Here is a 24,867-nt window from a genome sequence, read left to right on the forward strand (position 1 = left end):
TCTAAATCTTAAGACTACCAGAGAATTGTGTTTTTTCTGTGTCTTCCCCGGGAGCCGCGCTACATCAAAGGAGCGATCAGCCGCAGCAGACTGCCCGCCAGTTTCCTGATTCCCGGATAGGTCCGGCAGTCCTCCAGGGTGATTTCTTCACACTGTTTTAACGTCTCCGCAAAATCCCGCTCCACATCGGCCACCGCCGGGTTCCGGTAAAAGTAGGCGGCGCACTCAAAATGGAGGAACAGGCTGCGGTAATCCATGTTGATGGTGCCCACCACCGCCCGCTCGTCGTCGCTGACATACTCCTTGGCATGGACAAACCCCGGCACGTACTCGTAAATTTTTACCCCCGCCAGCAAAAGCTCCTCATAGTAGGACCGGGCCAGCAGATAGGCGTAAATCTTGTCCGGAATGTGGGGCATGATAATCACAGTTTCCACTCCCCGCTTGGCGGCGTAGGTGAGGGCGCTGATCATATCCTGATCCAGGATGAGATAGGGGGTCATCATGTGAACGTAGCGCTTTGCCTGGTACAAAATATCCATGTACACCTGCTTTCCCACGTTCTCCTCGTCCAGAGGGCTGTCCCCGTAAGGCATGACATAGCCCGTTTTCGGCGCGGAAACGAGGCAGAAGTCCAGGGAGGCCTCCATGTACGGTCCATAGTCCTCCCGCCTCCGCTCCGTCATATTCCAGTTTTGCAGGAACATGGCGGCAAAGCTTTTCACCCCGTCTCCTTTTAACATCACCGCCGTGTCCTTCCAGTGGCCGAACCGTTTCCGTTCGTTGATGTACTCGTCCGCCAGGTTGATGCCTCCGGTGAAGGCGGTGTGGCCGTCGATCACCACGATCTTCCGGTGATCCCGGTTGTTCTGGTAGGTGGAGAGCACCGGGCGGACCGGAGAAAACACCCGGCAGCGGATGCCCCGGGCCGTAAGCTCCTCCGGGTAATGGTGAGGCAGCAGGGTGAGACAGCCCATGCCGTCGTACATCAGCCGCACCTCCACCCCCTCCTTCGCCTTCCTCTCCAGGATCTCCAGAATGGAATCCCACATCTTTCCCCGGTCAATGATGAAATACTCCAGGAAAATATACCGTCTCGCCCCCTCCAGCTGCCGTTTCAGCTCCGCGAACTTGTCCTCTCCCAGGGGGAAATAGGTGACAGAGGTGTTTTCATAGACGGGATAGCCGCCCCAGCGGTCCATATAGCGGCAGAGGGAGGCCGTGGCCGCGCTCTCCCGCTCCAGACGTTCCAGCGTTTCCCCGTCCTGTTTCAAGTAGGGCCTGGCCTCCTCCGCCGCCCGTTTCACCTGCCTTGCCAGCCACCTGGTGGGAATCTGCGCCTCCACAAACAGGTAGAGCAGGGAGCCGAATACGGGAAATACCAGTACCGGGATGATCCAGGAGAGCTTAAACTCCGGTGTCTCCCTCTTGTTTAAAATATAGAGAACCACCGCCGCCCCCACCAGCATATAAACCCAGAACACGTACACAATGTGTTCCGTCAGAAACAGAAAACAGCCCGCCAGCACCGCCACCTGGGCCAGAATGGACAGCACCATGAAGGTCGTCCGTCCAAATACGATGCGCAGCAATCCTTTCAGCTTTTTTGTCATAGTCATTCCTCCGTAATTATCCGAAATTATACACGTTTTTAACGGCCCAGGCAACTGAATCTTTGAACTTCCCATTGATGGAACGGGAAAGATCGGTTATAGTATGATGTGGAGGTCAAATGGCATTTTGACCCCTGGATACCAGATTGTTTCGCGCCGCGCGCCCCTGCAGTCCCAAAACGGAAACCGTCCGCCCTTTTTGAAACCGGCTGCCTGTTCTTGTTTTGGCGGGCCAGAAAACCGAAACCGCCCCGGCCGGCAAGCCCGCGCCGGACGTCCGGCTTTTTGTCCCTGGTATCTTATGAATCCTGCCCGCCGGGATCCGGAAGGCGGCAGATACTCAGGAGGGAAATCTTATGTCAAAATCTAAGGTGTATTTCACTAATTTCCGCACTACCCTGCAGGAAAACCAGCTTCAGAAGCTTGCCAGGCTGGTAAAGGCAGCGGGGATGCTGGAGCACATTCAGTTTAAGGACCGCTACGCGGCCATCAAAATCCACTTCGGCGAGCCGGGCAACATGGCCTTTCTCCGCCCCAATTACTCCAAGGTCCTGGTGGACTTAATCCGGGAGCAGGGCGGACGCGCCTTCCTCACCGACTGCAACACCCTTTACGTAGGCGGGCGCAAAAACGCCCTGGATCACCTGGACGCCGCCTACACCAACGGCTACTCTCCCTTCTCCACCGGCTGCCACGTCATCATCGCGGACGGCTTAAAAGGCACTGACGAGACCCTGGTGCCCGTGGAGAACGGCGAATACGTCAAGGAGGCCAAGATCGGCCACGCCATCATGGACGCGGACATCATCATCTCCTTAAACCACTTTAAGGGCCACGAGGCCACCGGGTTCGGCGGCGCCTTAAAGAACATCGGCATGGGCTGCGGCTCCCGCGCCGGAAAAATGGAGATGCACAGCGCCGGAAAGCCCTTTGTGGACCAGGCTCTCTGCGTAGGCTGCGGATTCTGCCAGAAAAACTGCGCCCACGGCGCCATCACCATCACCAGCCGCAAGGCCTCCATCGACCACAATAAATGCGTGGGCTGCGGCCGCTGCATCGGCGCCTGCCCCATGGATGCCGTCTCCGCCCCCGGCGATGAGTCCAACGACATCTTAAACCGCAAAATGGCGGAGTACAGCTGGGCCGTCCTCCACGGACGCCCCCATTTCCACGTGAGCCTGGTGGTGGACGTGTCCCCCTACTGCGACTGCCACGCGGAAAACGACGTGCCCATCGTGCCGGATGTGGGAATGTTCGCCTCCTTCGATCCGGTGGCCCTGGACATGGCCTGCGCCGACGCGGTGAACGCCCAGACTCCCTTAAAGGGCAGCGTGCTGGACGAGGTGGAGCACTGCCACCACGACCATTTCACCGACGTCCACCCCACCACCAACTGGAAAAGCTGTCTGGAACACGCGGAAAAATTGGGAATTGGCACCACTGACTACGAATTGATCACAATCTAAGGAAACGAGGTACCTGAACATGACACTGATACTGGACATCATCAAGGGAATGCTCATCGGAATTGCCAACGTCATCCCCGGCGTATCCGGGGGGACCATGGCCCTCTCCATGGGCGTTTACGACAAGATCATCGGCTCCGTCTCCAACCTGTTTGGCGACTTTAAGCGCAGCGTTTTCAACCTGCTCCCCATCCTGGCCGGCTGTGCCCTGGGCATCGTGGGATTTACCTACGCCATTGAGTTTCTGCTGAGCCGTCACACCTTTGTCACTTGTATGACCTTTGTGGGACTGATCCTGGGAGGCGTCCCCGTCCTCTACCGCTCCCTTCAGGAAAAGCGGAGTCAGGGGGACGGCAAAATCCCCTTATCCGGCTGGCTGGCCTTTCTGATCCTGTTTGCCATCGCCGTGGGAATGCCCCTGCTCAACTCCAGTGAGGAAACCATGTCCACCATCACTGCCACCCCCGGCACCATGGTGCTGCTGTTCCTCATTGGAATCATCGCGGCGGCCACCATGGTGGTTCCCGGCGTGTCCGGCTCCCTGGTGCTGATGATCCTGGGCTATTACTACGGCATCATCAACTCCTTAAAAAGCTTTTTTGACGCCCTGAAGGCCTTTGACATCCCCGCCATGCTGGAGCTCTGCCTGGTGCTGGTGCCCTTCGGCGTCGGGGTGCTCCTTGGCATTTTCCTCATCGCCAAGCTGATCACCTTCCTGTTTGAACGCTTTGGGGTACAGACCTACTGCGCCATTTTCGGCCTGATCCTGGCCTCCCCCTTTGCCATCTTCTACAATACAGGACTGTTCGGACAGCTCTCCTCCTTAAGCGCCGGCACTGTCATCCTCGGCGCCGTGCTGGCGGTAGCGGGCGGGGTGTTCACTTACGTTATGGGGGAACACTGATCCGGAAAAACACCGGATTCCGCCGCGCACCGCGGGAAAGCGGTCATTTTTACAGAGGACAAGAAAACTGCCCTGATCCGGCGAATGTGCCGTTTCGGGGCAGTTTTTCTATTTATATAGTCAGATGGACAGACGGAGGGAGAGGCGCCTCCGCCGGAGGCTTTTGTATCATAAGGAACACCATTTCCTATGCACAAAAAAGCAGCCTTGGACTTTTTTTCAACCGTCCAAGGCTGCTATCTCGTCTTCTGCTCGCCTTCACTCATACCGCTCTCGCATACCCTCCGAATAATGTCTGAAACCTGCCTTCTGCCTCCTGTTCGTCTGCTCCGTTGAAGTAAACCACGCAAATCTTATTTACGTTCTGCACTCCGCTCTGGCATTCGTCATAATCCTTCATGTTGAACTGTTTCGCCCCCACCTCCATATAAATATCGCAGTGGAACCGGTTCGCCGCCTGAATCAGTGCCGAAATGGGAATCGGCTGTGTCGCCTCTCCATTAAATACACGATACTTCCTCTCAACCATAAACATTCCTCCTCTCTCCATGACTGCGGAAGTACCCGCTGACTGCGGTAACAATGTAAACTTTATAACTTTAATATATCACATTTTAAATTTCAGTCAATATGCAAAATAGACAGATTTTATTTTTTTAGCATTTTTTTAACAAAGTTTTTAACACCCTTTGGCATCTGTGTTGATTGTCCAAACTCCCTTCCGCCGCCGCCCCACCGGCATAAATGGCCGAAGCCAAAGGTCTCCAGGTCTGGCACATAACCCTTTCCCCGCCAGCAAAATGGGATGCCGCCCCCTCATCCAAGCGGATGAAACTGCAGCATCCCATCTCTTTCCTTTCAAATTTAACCGGTCCGCCTGGCAAGGAGCATACGATTTCCTCTCCCGGCCGTTTCTCCGCTACGAGTTCCAGCGCTCCAGGATCCTTGCCCGCAGCTCCTCTGCCAGCGCTCCGTCCTCCACGTAATAATTCACCGGATAATAGGTCACCCCATCTTCTGCCTGCTCATAGTCGCCATATTCCTCCGAAAACTCATCTCCCACGGCTCCCGCCAGGATGTTCACCCGCGTATTCACCTGGTTCTCATCGGTCCACAGGTTCCGGTACCTCCGGTAGGGGCCATAGAGCATTTCACCAAAGATCCGCTCCATCATCTCCCGGTCCGTTTCCTCATAAGAGAGGGACCTCTGACCGTAAAACTCCGTTGCGATCTCTCCCTCCTGGGAAACCTCCTGCTCCCTCGGAAACTCCGCATCCACCAGAATGGAATAGACCGCGGCCAGATCCATCTCCGGCTCCAGATCCACCCCCAGCTCCTGAAGGGCCGTGAGGGTTCTGGTAAAGGTGGGATAAACGGGATAGAACTCGCTGTCCCCGTAGCTCCAGGTATAATATTCTCCCTCTCCATCCACCATTTTAAGCCGCGCCTCATCCAGAAACCGGATTTCCGCCTCCGCGGAGGCCTGGGAATCCGCCAGGGTCATATCCGCCAAATCCGCCTGATAGGCCTTCAGAAGGCCGGAAAGCTCCTGCCTGGAAATCCCCTTCTCCCCGGCCAGACGGGTCTCCTCCCCGCAGACGGAAACCTGGACATCCTTCACCGCGGCGGGATCCATGCCCAGGAGAGGATACCGCCCCTCCTTGTAGCCGGGATCCTCGTAGACGGCCGCAAGCAGCCCGCTTAACTGCCCTTCCGGGAACTGGTATTTTCTCCGCGCTATCTTTCCGCTTTCCAGCCGGTATTCCACATAGACGGGGGCCTCATACATCTGCGTTCTCCAGGACGTTCCCACGATCCAGGACGATGCCCCATTTTCCATGACGGCGTCCGTCCGGACCTCCTGTTCCTGCCCCTGCTGGCCAACCCAGGTTTTTGCCAGATCCAGGGCCAAGGTTTTATCTGCCAGGGAAACATCCTCCAAAACCCGGTCAAGCGATCCCTGAGCGTGCCACCGGAACCAGCCGTCCTTCTCCTCGATCCAGCCGTAATCCATCCAACCGTCAATCTCGTAGGACGGAAATACGCTCACTGACGCCACATTTTCCTCCTTCGGAATCCAGCTGTCATACCCGGTCAGATCCCAGTGGAAACCGGCAAACACTCCGAAAGCCGCCGCCAGGGAAAACACCATCTGTCCTTTATGGGAAAACAGTTTCTTAAAGTCAAAGTGATAGATGATCTCGATCACGCAGTGGGAAATCACGCCTCCCGTGAGCAGTCCGAAAATAGCCCAGCCCATGTTTCCCCCCAGGGACCAGAAGAACAGCAGGCCGGCTACCGCCGCCTCCACCACAATGAGGATCCGTATCACCGGCTGGCTGAGGGAAAACGTCATGGCCTTTCCTGCGGCTTCAGATGGACGTTTTTTATGAAGGACCGCAGCGATCAGGATGAGGACCGCGCCCACCACGATCCGGGAACCAATCTTTCCCGGAGTGATGTCCCCGTCAAACCCGGATATATAATATGCAAAGGGCGACGTTTTCCGCACCCAGCCGATCAGGGAATCAAACCCGCAGAATGTGTCCAGGCACAGCTCCGCCAGCGCCTGCCACAGCAGCAGGAAAATGGGGAAATAGGTGTTAAACACCCAGAATCCCAGCAGCCCCACAATGGTATTTCCCGTCATCAGCACGGCAATCACCGCCGTGGTATAGAGAATCAGGAAACTGAGCATATGGTAGGCCCAGCCAGTGAGGGCCGTCCCCATGGCCTCCCCAAAGGGTGCTCCCGCCATGGCCCCGATCTGGGCGCTCAGGGCCGCAAAGAGCCCGTAGGGCACCGCCACGATCAGCAGACCGCTGACGTAGTGGATCACAAACCATTTCTCCCTCCGGATGGGAAGGCTGTGGTAGAAATCCACCTTCCTCCTGGAGTTTAAATAGGCAAAGCCGGACACTCCCAGCACCACCGCCAGCACTGTCATCAGGAAAATGATCCAGCCATTGCGGTAGGATAAAAGGCTGAGAACGTCTCCCACCAGCGCCTCTCTCTCCGGCTGAGTCAAAAGCTCCTCGTTCCTGGTGGTGCAGTACACCATCACCACCGGCAGGGAAAAGAAAAATATGACAAAGCACAGGGCCACCGCCCACAGGCGGCGCTTGAGCTCCTCGATCATTCCGCTAAAAAACCAGTTTTTTGATGTCATACCCGGCCACCTCCGTTTCACTGATAAAGATTTCCTCCAGGGACAGGGGGATGAGCTCATAGAATACGGCCCCGGCCGACTCCATGGCCCTTTCCACCGTCTCCCGTTCCCCTCTCACCGTCAGGGTCAAAAGCCGTCCCCGGCTCTCCTGGCGGATCACCTCCAGCCCGGCGGGAACCTCAGCCCCCTCCGCCAGCACGCACTGGACCTTGTGGATGGAGGTTTTCATTTCATCCAGGTCCTTGGAAAGCAGGATGCCGCCCCGGTGAAGCAGGCCCACGTGGTCGCAGATGTCCTCCAGCTCCCGCAGGTTGTGGGAGGCGATGATGGGGGTCATTCCCCGCTCCTCCATGTCGTTGGCAAACAGGCTTTTTACCGTCTGCCGCATCACCGGATCCAGACCGTCAAAGGTCTCGTCGCAGAACAGGTAATCCGTCCCGGCGCAGATGCCGCAGATCACCGCCAGCTGCTTTTTCATGCCCTTGGAGAAGGTGGCGATTTTCCGCCGCTCCGCCAGCCCGAAGCTGGACAGCAGTTTCCGGTACCGCTCCCCGTCAAACCGGGGATAGATCCGCCCGTAGAATTTGAGCATATCCGCCGGCGTCCCGTTTCCCAGGAAATGCTGGTCATCGGAAATATAGAAAAACCGGGATTTTACATCCTCCCTCTCATATACACTTTTTCCGTCGATGGTCACCGTCCCCTCGTCCGGCCGCATCACTCCGCTGAGCAGGCGGAGAAAGGTGCTCTTGCCGGCACCGTTGGTCCCCACCAGCCCAAATACGCTCCCGTCCTTAATCTGGGCACAGATATGATCCACCGCCACAATATCGTCAAACCGTTTTGTCAGATTCACTGTTTCGATCACTGCACTTCCCTGCCTTTCCGTATGAATGTTCCGCCAGCGCGGTAAATTCCTCCGCCCTGACCCCCAGCCCGGCCGCCCGGCCGGCCAGGGCCTCCATGTCCGCCTTCAGCAGCTCCCGTTCCCTGTCCCGGATCTGTCCCACATCCGCCACAAAGCTCCCTTTCCCCTTCACGGAGTAAATGTAGCCCTGACGCTCCAGCTCCATATAGGCCCGCTGAATGGTGTTGGGATTGATGGACAGCTCCGTGGCCAGGGCACGCACCGACGGCAGTTTCTCGTCCTGCCGCAGCACGCCCATGAGCATCCACTCCTGAAACCGCTCCATCACCTGCTCATAGATGGGACGCCGGTCTTTGTAGTCCAGGAATATCATTCCGCCGCCTCCTTTACTGTATTAATCTAACTAATACAGTTATACACTAGACCGGCTGGAAAAACAAGGAACATTTTCTTACGATTTTCCTTACGGTATCCTTAATATGTCCAAAGGCGCACGCCCAATCGCCTCCTCCCGCCCCGAAACACGGCTCCGGAAACAGCCATCTTCCTCCCTGCGCAGCTCGCCTCCATAAACCGCCGCGGCCCAGGAGATCCCATTTCTGAAAACAGAAAAGGCCCCGGAGTTCTCTCCGAAGCCCTTCATTCCCGGCGGATCCCGCCGGTTTACATCCGTCTTCCGATCACCAGCCTGGAAACGCCTAACAGCACGGCGAACACAGCCACCGTTGCCAGCAGCACCCTGGAAACCGTCATGTTCACAAACCCGCTCACCAGCACGCCCAGGTACAGCAGGAGGAACATGGCATAGCCGCTCACCGCCCAGCACTTTAAGCCGATCAGACGGTTTCTCTCATCGCTCTCCGCCAGCTGTTTCGCCTTTTTTAATTCCGGATCCCTCAGACACCGGCGGGTGCGGTAGATCTGCACCAGGCTGGCAGCCATGAGGGCCGCGCCCAGCACCAGGTAAAATTCCGTCACATACTCCCGTCCCCCCGGCTCTAAGAAAAGGACCGGCATCCACTTTTCATACATCAGGGACGCAAACACCGCCAAAGCTCCCAGCAAAAACAGCAGTTTCTGCGCCAGAATCCGCCTCCGGCACCGTTTCTCAAATTCCCTCTCCTGCTCCGAAAACAAACCGTTTTGTTTCATCTCTGTTCCTCCTCGTCAAATAAAAATACTTCCTCAATGGTCAGTCCAAAATAAGCCGCGATCCGATGGGCCAGCAAGAGCGATGCGTTGTACCTCCCGTTTTCCAGGGAAATGATCGTCTGCCTGGTGACTCCCACCGCCTCCGCCAGATCCTCCTGCCGGATCCGCCGTTCCTTTCTCAGCTCCTGAATACGGTTTTCCACTGGTCCGCCCCTTTCTCTTTATGTAATGTTTGCTTTACATTTTAAGTATAGTATACTTTACATTTATTGTCAAGTGGGAGTTTCCTGTTTCGTGTGTGCGCCAGTTTTACGGAGAAAACCGGATTTCACAGTCAAGGCCCCCGGCTTAGCCGGGGGCCTGGCTTGTCCACGCTTATTACACATCCACATTTTCTTTCCTCACCATCTTCATCAAGCAACCGCTCTGACTAAAATTTACACGCAGACGAGATAAGCATCATCCTCCCTGTCCTTTTCGTTCCCGGAAACAGGTCAAACTCTGCTTTTGGAATGATTGGGGAAACGTCAATTCTCACAATACTTCAAACTCTCCTGTGCGGATACGCCCCAATGAACGTGCGGCAAGTCCAATCCGTAACAGACGATGTCGCCTGAGCCGAAACCATCCCTGTTTCTCCCGGTATAGATACTATATCCGCACCAGGTTCTGTAATGGTATTCCGTATAAAATTCATAATCCTCTTGAAACGTATCCTCTGTCACTTCCACATAAAACCCTTCCGGCCGGCTGTCGGCTTCACATAAAATATGAAGTTCGTTTGGCTCTTTTCCGTTTTCTGTATATTTGAATTCCCCGCGAAAATATGCAAACGTATATGCCGGAATGATCTTTACGCTTTTCGGAATAAAAACATAGCGCAGGCTCTCTGTAACTTCAGAAAAAGCATCCTTCGCCAAGGCGCAGATCCCGTCAGGGATCGAAAAAAACGATCCATTGCCGCAAACTTTCAGCAAAACACGGTTCCGATCCGGATCAAGTCCTTCTCTTATTTCAAATCCCTGCTTGTCGGTATATGTGGATTCCACGATCATCTCCGTCTTTCCTTCAAACATATGTATCCCTCCCTAACCTCGAAAAAACTTGCTGAACCAGCTCCCCTTTTGCCCGGCTCCTGCCCCTGTTGATCTACTCCGGCCTCTCCGGTAAGAATTTGTCAGGGGGCAGAGCATTCCGTCCGTTCTCCCAATCAAAGCGTGTTCGTTGCTGCAACAGCATCAGATGAGATACGATCTGTGGTCGTCCTCTTTGTCGCCCAGCAACTTGTATTTGTTAATGTCGTATCCCTTAAACGCCTTGTCATAAAATGCGTCCACACTGCCGTAGCTGGAATGGTTGATGGGGTAATTCCGGTTGCGGATCGGAACGGTGGTGTGGACCGAGTAAACGATGTACGCCGTCCCCTGCCCGTCGATGTAAACATACACATTGTCGCCGGGAACCAGTTTCCCCAGCTGGACTTTCGTGCCCTTCTCATCGGCGAAGGGATAGCGTTTCCCCTCAAACACACATTCCTTTCCCCCCGGATACGCCGCGCACACCACATCTCCCACCAGCTCAAAGAGGAAATCCGTGCTCCGTTCTTCCCTATATCCATAGGTCTTGGACCAGGCGTCACTGGAACGCAGCTCCATCCACGGGAAATGGGAGGCGGAACAAAAGGAGATGCTGTGGGGCGCGTAAGAGAACGAATGGCTGCTGCTCAGGACGCCGTTTAAGTAGAACCACCCCAACCGTCCCTCGTGAATCTCCCTGATAAGATAGGTGAGGTCGTTCCAGTTGTCCTCGCTGTGATGCACGCCCAGCACGACAAATTCTGAATCCTGAAAGCGGTAAATGTGCTCGCAAAAATCATGGTCGCCGCAGGTGCGGTATTTTTTCATCCGCTCCCGGCTCTGTTCCATGGAGTAGTCGAAGTTTTCACTGGCGGCAGCCTTCAGGAATTCCATGAGCTCCTTGCAGTAGAGGGTTGGCACCCGATAGGCATTTATTTTCGAGCCGTCCATATAGTGCAGAAAGATGTTCCCCTTTTCCTCCACCACCTGAAAAAGCCCCTTGTACGGGAGGTGATAGCGTTCGCCGTTCACATATCCGTAGATTGCCCGGTCGGTCACGACAAAGCCGCTGGATCCGTTGTATACCCCCCTCCAGTTGAAGTCCCACGCCCACGCCAGGATGATTTCATCCTCCTCCTTTTTGGCCCATTTCTTCATGGCCCGGTTCAGCTTTTTCTGCTGTTCGGCGTTCAAATCCTCCTCGGAATAAAAAACCTTGCTCCACTCCGCCCTATAGCGCAGTGAATCCACAAACTTTCCATGCTCGCTCCTACCTTTCCCGCCTGTTCCCATTGTATTTTCAGGATGATGGGCGGCGGCGTCCCCCCGGCCGGCGGCCTTTTTGGGCAGAGACAGCTCCTTTGCAATAAATTTATTTATTCAAATTATACTGCCAGACGCAATTTGTCGCAATCATAAAATGCCTTCTGCCGGCGCAAATCCCCGCCTATATCAGCAATTACTCAATCCAGAGCATTTTTACTTAACCGGAAACGCTGTTTCCTGTTAAGTAAAAACCGCCGGAAGGGAATCCCCTTCCGGCGGCCAATTACCGTTTGAGCACTAAGTCAACCATACAGCTGACATTTTTTATTTGATATTATTCCTCGTCAGGAGCGTACAGAGCAGACAGTCTGGTCAGGTGTCTGTATCTCTCCTTAGCGTTCTCCGCAGCCTTCTCGAACAGCATATCTGCTCTAGCCGGGTTCTTCAGAGCCAGGGAGGTGTAACGAACCTCACCCTTTAAGAACTCCTTGTAGTCTCCGGTGGGAGCCTTGGAATCCAGGATGAAGGGGTTCTTGCCCTCGGCCTTCAGAGCCGGATTGTAGCGGAACATATGCCAGTAGCCGCTCTCAACAGCCTTCTTCTCCTCGGTCTGAGCCTTGCCCATGCCTGCGCGGATACCGTGGTTGATACACGGAGCGTAAGCGATGATCAGGGACGGACCCGGATAAGCCTCTGCCTCTGCGATTGCCTTTACGGTCTGATTGTAGTCAGCGCCCATGGCGATCATAGCAACGTATACGTAGCCGTAGCTCATAGCGATGCCGGCAAGGTCTTTCTTCTTGATCTCCTTACCGCCTGCAGCGAACTGCGCAACCGCACCGATGGGGGTGGATTTTGCAGACTGTCCGCCGGTGTTGGAGTAAACCTCGGTATCGAATACCATTACGTTGATGTCCTTGCCGCTGGCCAGTACGTGATCAACGCCGCCGAAACCGATGTCGTAAGCCCAACCGTCACCACCGAAGATCCACTGGGACTTCTTAGCCAGGAAATCTTTGTTCTCCACGATCTCCTTGCAGAGCGGGCAGTCACATCCCTCAAGGGCTGCAACCAGCTTGTCCGTAGCGGTTCCGTTGGTAGCGCCGCAGGAGAAGGTGTCTAACCACTCTTTGCAGGCTGCCTTCACATCGTCAGAGGATTTCTCGGACTCATAAACAGCAGTTACTTTATCTTTTAACCAATCTCTCAGAGCATTGTTGGCAAGGAGCATACCATAGCCGAACTCTGCGTTGTCCTCGAACAGGGAGTTGTCCCAAGCCGGGCCCTGACCGCGTCTGTTCACGGTGTAAGGGGTGGACGGTGAGGAGTTGCCCCAGATGGAGGAACATCCCGTTGCGTTGGCGATGTACATTCTGTCGCCGAACAGCTGGGTGATCAGCTTCGCGTAAGGAGTCTCGCCACAGCCTGCGCAGGCGCCGGAGTACTCTAACAGCGGCTGCTTGAACTGGCTGCCCTTAACGGTGGTCTCTTTAAACTTCGCAAGAACTTCCGGTTTCTCGGACAGTTTCTGGCCAAACTCGAAGATCGGCTGCTCGCCAAGGTTCTTCTCCAGTCCTTCCATCGTAAGAGCCTTCTCGCCCTTCTTGCCAGGACATACGTTTGCACAGGAACCGCATCCCGTACAGTCGAGAGCGGAAACAGTCATGGAGAAGTAGTATCCCGGCATACCGGTCATCGGCAGTTTCTTCATGTCAGCCGGAGCTGCAGCAGCCTCCTCCTCGTTCATAACTACCGGACGGATAACTGCGTGCGGGCAGACATAAGAACAGAAGTTACACTGGATACAGTTGTCGGAATTCCAAACCGGAACATTTACGGCGATGCCGCGCTTCTCGTATGCGGAGGAGCCGGACGGCGTGGAACCGTCTACGTAATCCTTGAATGCGGATACCGGTAAGGAATAGCCCTCCTGAGCGTTTACCTTTGCCTGGATGTTGTTTACGAAGTCTACAACGTCCTGTCTTCCCTCGGTTACGTGAGCCATATCAAGACCCTCGTCCTCACAGTTCTTCCAGGACTCCGGAACCTCTACCTTCACAACCTGCTTAGCGCCTTCCTCGATAGCGGCCCAGTTCTTCTTAACAACGTCCTCACCCTTACGGCCGTAGGTCTTCTTCGCAGCGTCCTTCATCAGCTCGATGGCTCTCTCCTCCGGGATGATGTTGGCCAGCTTGAAGAATGCGGACTGAAGGATGGTGTTGATACGGGTGGAGCCCATGCCGGTCTCGATACCGATCTTCACGCCATCGATCACGTAGAAATTGATGTTGTGATCAGCGATGAATTTCTTTACCTGACCCGGTAAGTGTTTCTCAAGGCCCTCCATATCCCACGGGCAGTTGAGAAGGAAGGTGCCTCCGTCTACCAGTTCCTGAACCATGTTGTACTTGCGCACATAGGCCGGATTGTGGCAGGCTACGAAGTTGGCCTGCTTGATCAGGTAGGTGGATTTGATCTTCTCATGTCCGAAACGCAGGTGAGACATGGTCACACCGCCGGACTTCTTGGAATCGTAATCAAAGTATGCCTGTGCATACATATCGGTGTTGTCGCCGATGATCTTGATGGAGTTCTTGTTTGCGCCAACGGTTCCGTCTGCGCCCAGGCCCCAGAACTTGCAGTTGATGGTGCCTTCGGGAGTGGTAACCAGAGGAGCGCCGGTGGGCAGGGACAGATTGGTCACATCGTCCACGATACCGATGGTGAATTTCGCCTTCTCGGTGTTCTCGTATGTCGCTACGATCTGAGCCGGGGTGGTGTCCTTGGAACCTAAGCCGTAACGGCCGGTGAATACCGGAACGTCGTTGAACTGGGTTCCCTTAAGAGCTGCCACTACATCCAGGTACAGCGGCTCGCCGAGAGCGCCGGGCTCTTTCGTTCTGTCAAGAACGGTGATCTGCTTTGCGGTAGCCGGGATGGCTGCAACGAAAGCGTCAGCTGCGAACGGTCTGTACAGACGAACCTTTACCAGGCCGACCTTCTTGCCCTGTTTTGCCAGGTAGTCGATGGTCTCCTCGATGGTCTCGTTTACAGAACCCATGGCGATGATTACGTGCTCTGCGTCCTCAGCGCCGTAGTAGTTGAACAGCTTGTAGTCGGTGCCAATCTTGGCATTGACTTTGTCCATGTACTCCTGTACGATGGCCGGAAGGGCATCATAGTACGGGTTGCAGGCCTCTCTGGCCTGGAAGAAAATATCCGGGTTCTGAGCAGAACCTCTCTGGCACGGATGGTTCGGGTTTAACGCCTGCTTACGGAATGCAGCCAGAGCGTCCCAATCCATCATTTCCTTTAAGTCGTCATAGTCCCAGGTCTCGATCTTCTGGATCTCGTGAGAAGTACGGAATCCGTCGAAGAAGTTGATAAACGGAACCTTTCCGGTCAGCGCTGCCAGATGGGCAACGGGGGTTAAGTCCATAACCTCCTGAACGCTGGACTCACACAGCATGGCGCAGCCCGTCTGACGGCAAGCGTATACGTCAGAGTGATCGCCGAAAATGGACAGCGCGTGGCTGGCCAGGGCACGTGCGGACACGTTGAACACGCCGGGAAGCTGCTCACCAGCGATCTTGTACAGGTTCGGGATCATCAGCAGCAGACCCTGGGATGCCGTGTAGGTGGTGGTCAGCGCACCTGCGGCAAGGGATCCGTGCACAGCGCCTGCAGCGCCTGCCTCGGACTGCATTTCCGTAATCTGTACCGGGCGTCCAAAGATGTTCAGTCTTCCATCCGTCGCCCACTCATCCGTATGCTCCGGCATAACAGAGGAGGGAGTGATCGGATACATAGCAGCTACTTCTGTAAACGCATACGACGCATGAGCAGCTGCCTCATTGCCATCCATGGTTTTCATGTTTCTTGCCATTTGATTTGTCCTCCTAAATGAATATTGTATAGTTCCCTTCGGAATCCGGCTGGACGTGCATCCGCACCTCCTCTGGAACTTTCAAAAAAGTCCCCGGAATCAGGAATCTGTCAGGGAGTGACCTACTTTGTATTATAGCAAAAGTTTCTTGAAATGCAAAGAGATTGTTCGTAAAAATAAGTATTATTTTACGAACAATCTCCGCCGGGAGCCGGTATGACTGTCTATTTCTCATATTTTTTCCGAGGGAATTTTCAACGGGGGCTGACAGCCGCAAAAACGCGGTTTTCCAGGAAAATACGGCAGAAGGCCCACGGTTTTTCCGCCGTCACTGCCCAAGGAGCACCTGTTCCACCAGAAGGGCTGCCTGGCGGATGCAGTCCGGGCAGGCGCACAGCATCTTTTTGGTCTCCAGGCCCTTCAGCTCCTTGCAGATTGTGCTCTTGTTTTTCTCCCTAAACCCGTCCAGGATGGCCTTGGACAGCACGTAGGTCTGGACCTTGCTGTTGGGCTTTTCCAGGTTTCCCGTGCTGCCTTTTAAGCCCGCCAGGATACAGGCGGCAGTCAGGGAGCCGCAGGTTCCCTCCATGGTCGCCATCCCCCGGCCCAGGCCTTCCGTCAGCCGGAACATTTCCAGCTTGTCCATCCCAAACAGGTCGCAGTAGGTGCAGACGATGGCCTGGGCGCAGTTGTAGCCCTTTTTGTAAAGCTCTACCGCCTGTTCCGCTCTTGATTCCATATGATTTCCTCCTTTGAATGTGAAAGGCGTCCGCCCCTGCCTCACCTTTCCCAAAGCCGGGACGCCGCCTGAAATATCAGTGTCTGAAAAATATGCCTGACAGCCCACGCCCGCGCCGGAGCGCGGCTGCGCCAGCAGCCATTTTCCTTTGCGCGGAATGCGCCTCCTTGCGGAGCATTTTTGTTTAACAGGAAATTTCGTTTCCTGTTAAACAAAAAAGGGACGCCATTTCCCCTTCGGAAACAGCGTCCCTCTGAAATACTTTTTTATACTCCCGGTCCGCCTTCCTGAGGAGCTTCCGTCTGCTCCGGATGGGGAGTGATCACCGGGCTGCCGGCCGCCGGGGTGTCCTGGCTGCCGGGGGCCTGATTGTCCACCGGCGCGGGGGCGGACGGCGGCTCCGCGGTGGTGGGAGCCGGTTTGCTCTCCTGTGTTCCGCTGGTCTGGGAGGACTGGCTGCCGGAGGATGACGGGCTGTCCGTGCTCACCGGCGAAGTCTCTCCGTCGATGGTGGGTACGGTCATATCGGGATTTAAGGACTCGGTGGTGCTCTCGCCCTCCTCCGTCACCTGCTCGTCCGTCTCATTTCTGTGGATCACGGCGGCGTGACCTTTATAGCTGCTGTTGTGGAGCAGCTCGTCGCTGATCACCTCGCCGTTTTTCTTGATCACCAGATTGGTGGTCCAGCGGCTGCCGTTCTCCGCCTGCTTGATCACCTTTTCCGTGTGAGGCGGCAGAGTCAGGTCTTCCACGTACTCCGGCGCGGGGGGATCTAATTCCGATACCTTCTCAGAGTGCATGGAGTAGGTGACGCCGTCCTCCAGGATGGGAATTCCCACCACGGACACGGTCAGTTTCATGCGGCCGGAAATGCTGCCCTCCAGCTTTGCCCGCAGGGCGACGGCCGTATCGGAATTGTTTACAAATTTCATGTCCGGGCCGCCGTAGCTCACCGCCGCGTCCTCACCGGGCGTCACATAGGACGGCTCAAAGCTGTGGGCATGGCGCTCCGTGGTCTTTAATCCGGCAAACACCACAGCGTTGTAGAGGGTGGAGGAAACCTGGCAGACGCCGCCGCCCGGCTCCTCTACCAGCTTTCCGTCCAGATAAGCACCCGCCGGCTTGTAGCCCTTGGACTCCGAACGGGGGCCGGTGGTGTCGTTGAAGGAGAAGGTCTCTCCCGGCTGGATGATCTTTCCCTCCAGGCACTCGCTGGCCAGCTTGATATTGGTGTTGCGGTCCTTATTGGCAGTGGTGGTGGTGGAATACTGGCCGATCACCTGGTAGAGGTCCTTGGCCTCCGCCTCTGTGATCTCCGGCCGTACCTCCTGGCCTTTGGCGGCAATCACCGCTGAAAAATCTTTTCCGGAAATGGCGGCCATCATATCCTCCGCCAGCTTTTCCCGGTCGATTACCACTCCGTTTTCCTCGCCGGAGTAGATAAAGGTATTGGTCTCTTTGTCAAAGCCGGAGATCGCTCCGTTTCTGGCCGGCTTGTCCCAGTTGGCGGCCATGGCCTCCACCTGGGCCTGCACCAGTTCTTCCATGCCGGCGGTGTCCAGGCTGTAGCTTGACTGGGGCTCTGTCCCGTGGAAAATTTCCTCTAAAAGCTGATCTACCCGGTCTCCAATCAGGTTTTCCACCTCATAGGTATCCCCGTCGTAGGTGACCTTCATTCCCCAGGAATAGTTTGCCAGGATGGCGGCTCTCGCCTGCTCCTGGGACATTCCGGTGATGGACACGCCGTCCACGGTCACCTCCGCGCCCAGGGACTCCACGGTCACGCCGTCTCCCTCCGTTTCGCCGGTTCCGTTCCCGCAGCCTTTGGCCGCCAGAGCGATGGCGAGAATGATGAGGATCAGGGCAACGCCCCCGATGGCGATCATCTTGTAATTTCTGCGGGGCTTTCTCCTTCTGGCGCTCCTGCGGCCGGAGGAGGATCTGGAACCGGAGCTGTAGCCTGTGCTCCTGGTGCCGCCGCGGCTCTGGGAACTCCTGGCGGACGTCCCATGGGAGGACGACGCGCCGCGGGAGGACGGAGCCTTCCGGGAGGAGGTCCCCCCTCTGGAGGCTGTGGCCCGTGAGGAAGTTCCCCTGGCGTTTCCGCTGCTCCTTCTGTTGTCATCGTAAAGATTCATACTGTATATTCACCCATTCTATCTATAAATTTTTCCGCGAACCGCCCCTTGCAGGCGGCGGTACACTGGATAGAGTATAACACACTTTCCAGAAAAAGAAATGCCAATTTTCTTTCTTTTCTCATAATTTTTTTGGTATTTTACTTATCTGTAAAATCATGTTACCATACTGTTAGGAGAATATTACTAAACTGTTTCTTTGAAAAGCCCGGTTCCCATGAACCGGCAGATTCCCTGCCTTCACGAGGGGTTTTGACAGCCCCTTACGGCTCTGACCGGTATGCCGGCAAAGGGCGGCAGCCCGAAACGGGGGCACCGGCAAAAGCGGCAGCCCGAGACAGGGACACCGGCAAAAAGCGGCAGCCCGAAACAGGGACACCGGCAAAAGCTTTTGGAAACGCCGGAAATGGGAATCTGTCCTCAGGGCTTTTTCCGTGCTTGCAGCCGCTTTCGCAGCTGTGGCTTTTATAGGATGATAGGAGGTTTTTCTATGAGTCTGATTGATCTGCACGTCCACTCCACCGCTTCCGACGGCACCTGTTCCCCGTCGAAGGTGGTAGAGCTGGCCCTGGACGCCGGCCTTACCGCCATGGCCCTCACAGACCACGACACCGTGGCAGGAGTAAGGGAGGCCCTGGAGGCAGCGAAGGGCCGGCCGCTGGAAGTGATTCCTGGGGCGGAGCTTTCTGCCCTCTGGCACGATAAGGAAATCCATATCCTGGGGCTGTTTCTGAATCCGGACAGCCCTGTCCTTCCGGAGGCCCTGGCCACCCTCCGGAAACGGCGGGAGGAGCGAAACGCCCAGATCATCTCCCGCCTGGAACAGGCCGGCTTTCCCATTACCATGGAGGAACTGCAGGCGGGAAATCCCGCCACCGTCGTCACCAGAGCCCACTTCGCGCGGGTGATGGCGGAAAAAGGATATGTGGCGTCCAGGAAGGAGGCCTTCAGCCGCTATCTGCAGCCCGGCGGCCCCTACTGCCCAAAAAAAGAGCAGCTCCAGCCGGAGACCGCGGTCCGTCTGATCCTGGAGTCCGGCGGGTTCGTGTCCTTAGCCCATCCGCTCCAGTATAAATTCAGCAACCGGGAGCTGGACGAGCTGACGGGATGGCTGGCAGGGCTGGGGATGAAGGGCCTGGAGGTCTACCACTCCTCCAACAACCAGTGGGAAAGCGGCAAATTAAAGGAGCTGGCCCTGCGCCACGGCCTTTTCCCCACCGGCGGCTCCGATTTCCACGGGGAAAACAAGCCGGACATCCGCATCGGCTGCGGCCGCGGGAACCTGCGGGTTTCGGCGGCTTTGCTGGAGGATATTCGCGGGAGCCGGTAGGACGCAGTCGTCCTGCACGATTTTTCCAGCAGGGACTCTGGTATTTTTAGGAAATTTGATTCTTGTGCTCTCCCTGGGACTTTGTTATAATAATGACGAAGTTAAGAGATGAATGCTTTCAGAAAAAAATAGGAGGATGTTCCAGATGAAGATTCAGAATATCACGGATGTAGAGGGATTTTTCAAAGTAATTGACAGCTGTAAGGGCCCGGTGGAGCTGCTTTCCCCGGAGGGAGACCGGATCAACTTAAAATCAAAGCTCTCCCAGTATCTGTCCATGGCCACCATGTTCTCCAACGGTTATATCAATGAGCTGGAGCTGGTTGCCCATGAGAAGGATGATGTTGACCGTCTGATCAAATATATGTACCAGGGAGAGTAATTTCCTCCTGGATGAAGGAAGGCGCCGCCGGCGCCTTTTTTTGTGCCATAGGAAACACCATTTCCCACGACACCTCAAAAAAACCGGGAGCCCAGCGGCACGCAGCTGCCAGCCGGCTCCCGGTTTTCCGGTCTGAACCAGTCAGGCAGAACCGGTTTTCCGGCTCCGCCGTTTCCACTCCCTGCGGCGCACCTCATCCCGCAGCAGGGAATAGAGCACGGAGCACAGGGGGATAAACACCAGCATTCCCACAACTCCCATCAGGCTGCCGCCCACGGTGACGGCCATGAGCACCCAGATGGAGGGAAGGCCCACAGAATTTCCCACCACGTGGGGATAGATCAGGTTTCCCTCGATCTGCTGGAGCACCAGGAACACCACCACGAATTCCAGGGTGGTAAAGGGGCTTACCATCAGCATGAGAAACACCCCCACCGCGCAGCCAATGAACGCTCCGAACACCGGGATCAGGGCTGTGAACGCGATGAGCACGCCGATGAGAAGGGCGTAGGGCATTCTCAAAAGGGACATGGTCACAAAGAACATGGTTCCCAGGATCACCGCCTCCACGCACTGCCCCGCCAGGAAATGGGAAAAGGTGCGCTCCGTCCGTTTGGCGATGGCGATCAGCAGTTCGGCGGCCTGCTCCGGCAGAAAGGCGCGGGCCAGCCGTTTGCCCTGGGCGCAGAGCGTTTCCTTCTGCAGCAGGATGTAGAGGGAAAAGATGAAACCGATGCTGAAATTGGTAAAGCCGGTGACGATGGATACCGCAGCGGAAAAGGTGGTATCCAAAACGGAGCCGGCCCCGTTCTTCAAAAAGCCGATGATCTGCTGGAACAGCTCCACCCAGTTAATCTCTATGGACTCGATGGTCTGGACGATCTCCGGATACTGGACAAACAGCTCCTCCGCCTGGCTCAGGGTCCGCTCCACGAACACCGGCACGCTGCGGCTTAAGCCCACCAGGGTGCGCACCAGCTCCGGCGCCACCACAAACACCACCAGAAACAGCACGCCGGCCACCAGCACGATCGTGACCACGAGCCCCACAGGGCGATGCCATTTTTTCCGTTCTCCTTTACCGATGAGAAGGCGTTCCACCTGCCTCATGGGCACATTTAAGCCAAAGGCGATGGCTCCTCCCAAAAGAAAGGGAAAGAGCATATGAAGGAGCCTGGCAAGCACCGCCAGGCACTCCCTGTAATGGACGGCAGCCACGGCCGCCACGATGGTAAAGAGGACCAGGCCTCTGATTTTCTTTACAGTGTCATCTGACAAATTCATTCCAATTCCTCTCCCGCGCACTGGGCAAAGGCGCGCTTAATCTCTCCTTCGTCCGCCAGAAACGTCCCCTGGGCCATAAGGCTGCTGCCGCCGCCCTTGCCGTTTAAGCAGGCGTTCAGCTTTTTCGAGAGGGCCCTCATGTCGTGGGAGGCGCTGCCCAGGACGTAGAGATAGCCATCTCCCTTTCTGGCGCAGGCCAGCACAATCTCCCCTTTTCCGCCCTCGTAGAGCATGGTGCAGTACTTTCTTAACTGTACCGGCTCCATTTCCTCAAACACGGCCAGAGCTCCGCCCTGAGCCGGGAACGCCCCGGCCTTTGCCTCCGCCTCCGCCTGGCGCAGACGGGAAAGCTCCATCTCCAGCCTCTCCTTTTCCTCCTTTAACCGCACCACAGCGGCGCACACCTCGTCCTGTTTCGCCGCTAGGAGGACGGATAACTCCGCTACCTGATTCTGACGGTTTCTCACATAGAGCAGGGCCCGGCGTCCGCAGAGCAGGGAAATGCGCACCCCACCTTTATAATGGATCATGCCTAAGACCTTAATCAGCCCCACCTCTCCCGTACTGGCCACGTGGGTGCCGCAGCAGGCGCACACATCCACCCCGGGAATCACGGCGATCCGCACATCCCCTGTCAGCTCCTTTTTGCTCCTGTACTCCATCTGGGAAAGCTCCTCCGGGGACGGCACTATCACCTGGATGGGCAGATCCCTGTAAATGACCTGGTTGGCCTCCAGCTCGATCTCGTCTAAGTCCTCCGGGGAAATCACCCCGTTGAAATCAATGGTGATCTCCTCCTTTCCCATGTGAAAACCTACGTTGTCGTAGCCGAAACGGTTATGTATGCAGCCGGTGATGATGTGCTCTCCGGAATGGCCCTGCATATTGTCAAAGCGCCGCTCCCAGTCGATGCGGCCTGTAACCTTCTCTCCCACGGTCAGGGGCCTGTCCGTGTAGTGAACCACGTCCCCCTCCTTTTCGTGTACCTCCAGAACCCTGGCCTCTCCCAGAATTCCCGTATCGTAGGGCTGTCCGCCGCCCTCCGGGAAAAAAGCGGTGCGGTCCAAGGTAACCTCCCATCTTCCGCCCTTTCCCTCCCGGCAGCCGGTGACGGACGCCGTAAATTCCTTCTCGTATGATGACTGATCGTATAATCTTTCCATAACGGTTCTCCTCGCTGTATTTCTTACCCCTATTATACACAACTCTCTCCCCGCTTCAATCGGGGGAATTCTAAAATTTTTCAAAAAACGGGGAAACAGTGGCAAGCCGGCCGTCATATGATGGAGTGTAATCAACTTATTGGAGGAACAGACATGAGTGATTTGGCAGCAACCAACTGCGGATGCGGGTGCGGATGTGAGACAGGAGGAAACTGCGGCAGCGGATGCAATATTCTTTTCTTATTGCTGATCCTGTGCTGCTGCTGCGGTGGGGAACATAACGGCTGTGGCGGCGGCTGCGGAGGAGGATGGGGCTCCGAATGGCTGTGGATCCTGATCTTATGCTGCTGCTGTGGCAGCGGCTGGGGCGGCGGAAGTTTCTTCTGCTAAGGCCGTATGATATTAGGGGCGCGGAATCCGCGCCCCCTTCCTTTGTAACTCATTGTTTCTTTCCCGGCCGTTTTCCCGGCTTTGCCTCCTGCCCCCGCATGGTGCGGCGCTCCGGCTCCCTTCTCTGCCGTTTCTTTAAGCATTCCTCGTCGATCTCGTAGACAGCATTTCCATCTATAATCAGGCGTGTCGCCATCATTCATCACTCTCCTAACACCATTACTATATGCAGCCGGCATGAATTCCTTGAACGGCGCATATACTGGCACCAAGGAATTTCCGGAGGTATCGGAAGATGAAACAAGACGAACAGCCGTTAAAGCTCACGGATCTGGACTACCTCACCGGCGACCACCATCTCCAGATGATGAAGGCCGCCCTGCCCTATATGAACGTATCCCAGCAGAGACTCTTTTCCATGATGATCAAAATGCAGGAGCTGCGGCGCACCATGAGGCTGTTTCAGGACGACCAGGTGGCTGCCATGGGCATTGCCTCCGCCGCCCGTCCCGCCGCCTCTCCCGCGGATATGCTGGAGGCCATCAAGCCCTACGGCAATACATACGAGCAGGAGATGATCTCCCTCCTCTCCAACCTGCTGCGGGGCATTTCCACACCAGTGGAGCAGATGAAAAATTTCCTGTCACCGGAACAGCAGTCCAGAATGGACACCATGCAGCTCATGGTCCAGGCCATGCAGCAGGGAAATTAAAGGGGGACGATCATGACTGACTGGAAAAAAGATCCGCGCCTGAAGAAACTGGACCCAAAGAAACTGGAGGTCCTGACGGAGTTTTCCGAGCGTCTGAAACGGACGCCCGGCCCGCAGATGCTCTCCGCCCTCCTCTCCTTTCAGATGGAGGCCAATCAGAAGGGCATCCGCTTTTCTGACGAGGAAACGGACATTTTAGTGACCATTTTATCCTCCCATATGCCCCCGTCGGAGCAGAAAAAGCTTTCCGTGTTAAAAATGTTTTCCCGGAAAATGGCGGCCAGGCGCCCCTAGGCCGTCTCGTCAGCGCTCCAGGATGACGATTCTGGTCCGCTCGCTGGCCGACTGCATGACGGTTTTCATCTCCGGCTCCGGGATGCAGATGCAGCCGCTGGAGCCGGGATAGCCATCGGTGGTGCAGTGGAGGAAAATGGCGGAGCCCAGGCCGGGGACAGCCTCCTCATTGTAGGTGAGGGAAAGGGCGTAGTTATAGTAAGGCGAGACCTCGATCAGGTGCTCCGCGGAGTCCCAGTCCTTTTCCACCTGGCCCGCGGTCACCATCCGGTTGTAGTGAGCGCTTTTCGGATCGTCCACCCAGTAATCCGCCTCCGTCACCTGATGGTAAGAGAGAACGCAGCCGGGGTCCTCCAGAATGCCGAAGGCCTTGTTAAACTGATACACACCGCAGGGCGTTTTTTTGTCGCCCTCCCGCTTATCCTCCGTGCAGCCCTTTAAGCCCCACACGCCGGTGGTTTCAAAAATCTGGCTCCAGGTTCCGCTCTCCGCCCGGTAGTAGGCCGCACGGATAGAGGCACCGCCCTGGCCGCGGACCACCAGTACCTGATCCGCGTCCGCCACCAGGTCCGCGTTTTTAAGCACATCCCCATCGGGAAGGGATTCCTCCCCCTGGGCCGTCGCTCCGCCGCCTGAAAGGTTTTCTTCCCCCTGGGCCTGTCCGCCGCCGGAAAGGGCGTTTCCCTCCGTCTCCTGTCTCACGGTGCGGCCGTCCTCCGTCTTCACCAGCTGGCCGCCGGGGCCTGCCGTCTCCGCTAGAGCCTCTGCCGCCATACCCATGGTCAAAAGCCCGGCTGCCAAACACGCTGCCAGGGCCATTCGTCTCCATTTCTTCATCCTTCTCACCTGTCCTCTCTCCCGTTTGTGTTTCTGTCCTTTATCATAGCACAGGCCTTCCACCCCGGTAAACAACAAAAGACCGTCAAATTCCTTACGATTTACTATGAAAGCCCCGGATGACGCCGATATAGATGGGCGTGCGAGCACGCACAGATATATCGGCATCAGACGGGCAAGACGGTATGAGAAAGGAGG

Annotated in this window: 23 protein-coding genes; 7 read left to right on the plus strand and 16 right to left on the minus strand. The window is 56.0% G+C overall.

The window, feature by feature from the left end; all coding sequences use genetic code 11:
- Positions 1-59: 59 nt before the first annotated feature.
- A complete protein-coding gene (cls, locus tag B5E84_RS01300) occupies positions 60-1,613 on the minus strand; it encodes a cardiolipin synthase (protein WP_087217997.1) in 1,554 nt (517 codons plus the stop codon).
- A gap of 356 nt (positions 1,614-1,969) precedes the next feature.
- Here cls and B5E84_RS01305 point away from each other — a divergent pair, with 356 nt between their 5' ends.
- Together B5E84_RS01305 and B5E84_RS01310 are read left to right on the plus strand one after the other, a co-directional pair.
- Positions 1,970-3,079, plus strand: a complete 1,110-nt coding sequence (locus tag B5E84_RS01305; protein ID WP_087218000.1) for a DUF362 domain-containing protein — start codon at positions 1,970-1,972, stop codon at positions 3,077-3,079.
- Between the two features lie 19 nt (positions 3,080-3,098).
- Complete coding sequence (locus B5E84_RS01310; RefSeq protein ID WP_087218003.1) at positions 3,099-3,983, plus strand: DUF368 domain-containing protein; 885 nt, start codon at positions 3,099-3,101, stop codon at positions 3,981-3,983.
- A gap of 262 nt (positions 3,984-4,245) precedes the next feature.
- On the opposite strand, the gene B5E84_RS01315 is transcribed toward B5E84_RS01310, so the two are convergent.
- The 11 genes from B5E84_RS01315 to B5E84_RS01375 form a co-directional block, all read right to left on the minus strand.
- The gene (locus tag B5E84_RS01315) at positions 4,246-4,512 is read right to left on the minus strand and encodes an HPr family phosphocarrier protein (RefSeq protein ID WP_087218006.1); all 267 of its coding nucleotides are present in this window, start codon (positions 4,510-4,512) and stop codon (positions 4,246-4,248) included.
- Positions 4,513-4,902: 390 nt separating this feature from the next.
- Entirely contained in the window at positions 4,903-7,152 is a 2,250-nt protein-coding gene (locus B5E84_RS01320) for a DUF6449 domain-containing protein (protein ID WP_087218009.1), read from the minus strand.
- Positions 7,127-8,020 carry an ABC transporter ATP-binding protein gene (locus B5E84_RS01325; RefSeq protein ID WP_087218012.1) on the minus strand — a complete coding sequence of 298 codons (894 nt, stop codon included), beginning with the start codon at positions 8,018-8,020 and terminating at the stop codon, positions 7,127-7,129. Before B5E84_RS01325 ends, B5E84_RS01320 begins: the two co-directional genes overlap by 26 nt.
- Positions 7,986-8,393: a GntR family transcriptional regulator gene (locus B5E84_RS01330; protein WP_087218015.1), complete on the minus strand. Its 408-nt coding sequence runs from the start codon at positions 8,391-8,393 to the stop codon at positions 7,986-7,988. Before B5E84_RS01330 ends, B5E84_RS01325 begins: the two co-directional genes overlap by 35 nt.
- Before the next feature lie 290 nt (positions 8,394-8,683).
- On the minus strand, positions 8,684-9,172 hold the full coding sequence (locus B5E84_RS01340) for a hypothetical protein (RefSeq protein WP_087218021.1): 489 nt from the start codon (positions 9,170-9,172) through the stop codon (positions 8,684-8,686).
- The gene (locus B5E84_RS01345) at positions 9,169-9,375 is read right to left on the minus strand and encodes a helix-turn-helix transcriptional regulator (protein WP_087218024.1); all 207 of its coding nucleotides are present in this window, start codon (positions 9,373-9,375) and stop codon (positions 9,169-9,171) included. The genes B5E84_RS01340 and B5E84_RS01345 overlap by 4 nt, the downstream gene beginning before the upstream one ends.
- Positions 9,376-9,699: 324 nt before the next feature.
- Positions 9,700-10,248, minus strand: coding sequence for a hypothetical protein (locus B5E84_RS01350; protein WP_087218027.1), 549 nt, complete (start codon positions 10,246-10,248; stop codon positions 9,700-9,702).
- Positions 10,249-10,410: 162 nt separating this feature from the next.
- The gene (locus tag B5E84_RS01355) at positions 10,411-11,442 is read right to left on the minus strand and encodes a hypothetical protein (protein WP_143469152.1); all 1,032 of its coding nucleotides are present in this window, start codon (positions 11,440-11,442) and stop codon (positions 10,411-10,413) included.
- A 406-nt stretch (positions 11,443-11,848) separates the two neighbouring features.
- The gene (gene nifJ / locus B5E84_RS01360; protein ID WP_087218033.1) at positions 11,849-15,400 is read right to left on the minus strand and encodes a pyruvate:ferredoxin (flavodoxin) oxidoreductase; all 3,552 of its coding nucleotides are present in this window, start codon (positions 15,398-15,400) and stop codon (positions 11,849-11,851) included.
- Between the two features lie 328 nt (positions 15,401-15,728).
- Complete coding sequence (locus tag B5E84_RS01370; RefSeq protein WP_087218039.1) at positions 15,729-16,139, minus strand: C-GCAxxG-C-C family protein; 411 nt, start codon at positions 16,137-16,139, stop codon at positions 15,729-15,731.
- A gap of 266 nt (positions 16,140-16,405) precedes the next feature.
- Positions 16,406-18,277, minus strand: a complete 1,872-nt coding sequence (locus tag B5E84_RS01375) for a VanW family protein (protein ID WP_242963209.1) — start codon at positions 18,275-18,277, stop codon at positions 16,406-16,408.
- Between the two features lie 490 nt (positions 18,278-18,767).
- Between B5E84_RS01375 and B5E84_RS01380 the strand changes: the two genes are divergently transcribed.
- Entirely contained in the window at positions 18,768-19,607 is an 840-nt protein-coding gene (locus B5E84_RS01380) for a PHP domain-containing protein (RefSeq protein WP_087218045.1), read from the plus strand.
- A gap of 145 nt (positions 19,608-19,752) precedes the next feature.
- Complete coding sequence (locus tag B5E84_RS01385; RefSeq protein ID WP_087218048.1) at positions 19,753-19,989, plus strand: polya polymerase; 237 nt, start codon at positions 19,753-19,755, stop codon at positions 19,987-19,989.
- A 141-nt stretch (positions 19,990-20,130) separates the two neighbouring features.
- Here B5E84_RS01385 and B5E84_RS01390 read toward each other — a convergent pair whose 3' ends face one another.
- Complete coding sequence (locus tag B5E84_RS01390) at positions 20,131-21,273, minus strand: AI-2E family transporter (RefSeq protein ID WP_087218051.1); 1,143 nt, start codon at positions 21,271-21,273, stop codon at positions 20,131-20,133.
- On the minus strand, positions 21,270-22,436 hold the full coding sequence (locus tag B5E84_RS01395) for an alanyl-tRNA editing protein (RefSeq protein WP_087218054.1): 1,167 nt from the start codon (positions 22,434-22,436) through the stop codon (positions 21,270-21,272). The genes B5E84_RS01390 and B5E84_RS01395 overlap by 4 nt, the downstream gene beginning before the upstream one ends.
- A gap of 153 nt (positions 22,437-22,589) precedes the next feature.
- Here B5E84_RS01395 and B5E84_RS01400 point away from each other — a divergent pair, with 153 nt between their 5' ends.
- Positions 22,590-22,826, plus strand: coding sequence for a chorion class high-cysteine HCB protein 13 (locus tag B5E84_RS01400; RefSeq protein WP_087218056.1), 237 nt, complete (start codon positions 22,590-22,592; stop codon positions 22,824-22,826).
- Positions 22,827-22,875: 49 nt separating this feature from the next.
- On the opposite strand, the gene B5E84_RS20530 is transcribed toward B5E84_RS01400, so the two are convergent.
- Positions 22,876-23,025, minus strand: a complete 150-nt coding sequence (locus tag B5E84_RS20530) for a hypothetical protein (RefSeq protein ID WP_162612776.1) — start codon at positions 23,023-23,025, stop codon at positions 22,876-22,878.
- A gap of 96 nt (positions 23,026-23,121) precedes the next feature.
- Here B5E84_RS20530 and B5E84_RS01405 point away from each other — a divergent pair, with 96 nt between their 5' ends.
- Together B5E84_RS01405 and B5E84_RS01410 are read left to right on the plus strand one after the other, a co-directional pair.
- Positions 23,122-23,538 carry a hypothetical protein gene (locus B5E84_RS01405; RefSeq protein ID WP_087218059.1) on the plus strand — a complete coding sequence of 139 codons (417 nt, stop codon included), beginning with the start codon at positions 23,122-23,124 and terminating at the stop codon, positions 23,536-23,538.
- 12 nt (positions 23,539-23,550) lie between these two features.
- Entirely contained in the window at positions 23,551-23,832 is a 282-nt protein-coding gene (locus B5E84_RS01410; protein WP_242963211.1) for a hypothetical protein, read from the plus strand.
- 9 nt (positions 23,833-23,841) lie between these two features.
- Here the strand turns inward: B5E84_RS01410 and B5E84_RS01415 are convergent, their stop codons facing one another.
- Positions 23,842-24,669: a L,D-transpeptidase family protein gene (locus tag B5E84_RS01415; RefSeq protein ID WP_162612786.1), complete on the minus strand. Its 828-nt coding sequence runs from the start codon at positions 24,667-24,669 to the stop codon at positions 23,842-23,844.
- Positions 24,670-24,867 lie beyond the last annotated feature (198 nt).

The organism is Lachnoclostridium sp. An14 (genome assembly GCF_002160755.1).
In the GTDB taxonomy this organism is placed as follows: Bacteria; Bacillota; Clostridia; order Lachnospirales; family Lachnospiraceae; genus Lachnoclostridium_A.

Excerpts from the sequence above, each read along its gene's own strand:
- B5E84_RS01405 (WP_087218059.1), top strand. The coding sequence starts at position 23,122 with ATGAAACAAGACGAACAGCCGTTAAAGCTCACGGATCTGGACTACCTC.
- B5E84_RS01400 (WP_087218056.1), top strand. The coding sequence starts at position 22,590 with ATGAGTGATTTGGCAGCAACCAACTGCGGATGCGGGTGCGGATGTGAG.
- B5E84_RS20530 (WP_162612776.1), bottom strand. The coding sequence starts at position 23,025 with ATGATGGCGACACGCCTGATTATAGATGGAAATGCTGTCTACGAGATC.
- B5E84_RS01410 (WP_242963211.1), top strand. The coding sequence starts at position 23,551 with ATGACTGACTGGAAAAAAGATCCGCGCCTGAAGAAACTGGACCCAAAG.
- B5E84_RS01350 (WP_087218027.1), bottom strand. The coding sequence starts at position 10,248 with ATGTTTGAAGGAAAGACGGAGATGATCGTGGAATCCACATATACCGAC.
- B5E84_RS01305 (WP_087218000.1), top strand. The coding sequence starts at position 1,970 with ATGTCAAAATCTAAGGTGTATTTCACTAATTTCCGCACTACCCTGCAG.
- B5E84_RS01390 (WP_087218051.1), bottom strand. The coding sequence starts at position 21,273 with ATGAATTTGTCAGATGACACTGTAAAGAAAATCAGAGGCCTGGTCCTC.
- B5E84_RS01380 (WP_087218045.1), top strand. The coding sequence starts at position 18,768 with ATGAGTCTGATTGATCTGCACGTCCACTCCACCGCTTCCGACGGCACC.
- B5E84_RS01340 (WP_087218021.1), bottom strand. The coding sequence starts at position 9,172 with ATGAAACAAAACGGTTTGTTTTCGGAGCAGGAGAGGGAATTTGAGAAA.
- B5E84_RS01310 (WP_087218003.1), top strand. The coding sequence starts at position 3,099 with ATGACACTGATACTGGACATCATCAAGGGAATGCTCATCGGAATTGCC.
- B5E84_RS01330 (WP_087218015.1), bottom strand. The coding sequence starts at position 8,393 with ATGATATTCCTGGACTACAAAGACCGGCGTCCCATCTATGAGCAGGTG.
- B5E84_RS01320 (WP_087218009.1), bottom strand. The coding sequence starts at position 7,152 with ATGACATCAAAAAACTGGTTTTTTAGCGGAATGATCGAGGAGCTCAAG.
- B5E84_RS01385 (WP_087218048.1), top strand. The coding sequence starts at position 19,753 with ATGAAGATTCAGAATATCACGGATGTAGAGGGATTTTTCAAAGTAATT.
- B5E84_RS01375 (WP_242963209.1), bottom strand. The coding sequence starts at position 18,277 with ATGAATCTTTACGATGACAACAGAAGGAGCAGCGGAAACGCCAGGGGA.
- B5E84_RS01395 (WP_087218054.1), bottom strand. The coding sequence starts at position 22,436 with ATGGAAAGATTATACGATCAGTCATCATACGAGAAGGAATTTACGGCG.
- B5E84_RS01415 (WP_162612786.1), bottom strand. The coding sequence starts at position 24,669 with ATGAAGAAATGGAGACGAATGGCCCTGGCAGCGTGTTTGGCAGCCGGG.
- cls (WP_087217997.1), bottom strand. The coding sequence starts at position 1,613 with ATGACAAAAAAGCTGAAAGGATTGCTGCGCATCGTATTTGGACGGACG.
- B5E84_RS01370 (WP_087218039.1), bottom strand. The coding sequence starts at position 16,139 with ATGGAATCAAGAGCGGAACAGGCGGTAGAGCTTTACAAAAAGGGCTAC.
- B5E84_RS01315 (WP_087218006.1), bottom strand. The coding sequence starts at position 4,512 with ATGGTTGAGAGGAAGTATCGTGTATTTAATGGAGAGGCGACACAGCCG.
- nifJ (WP_087218033.1), bottom strand. The coding sequence starts at position 15,400 with ATGGCAAGAAACATGAAAACCATGGATGGCAATGAGGCAGCTGCTCAT.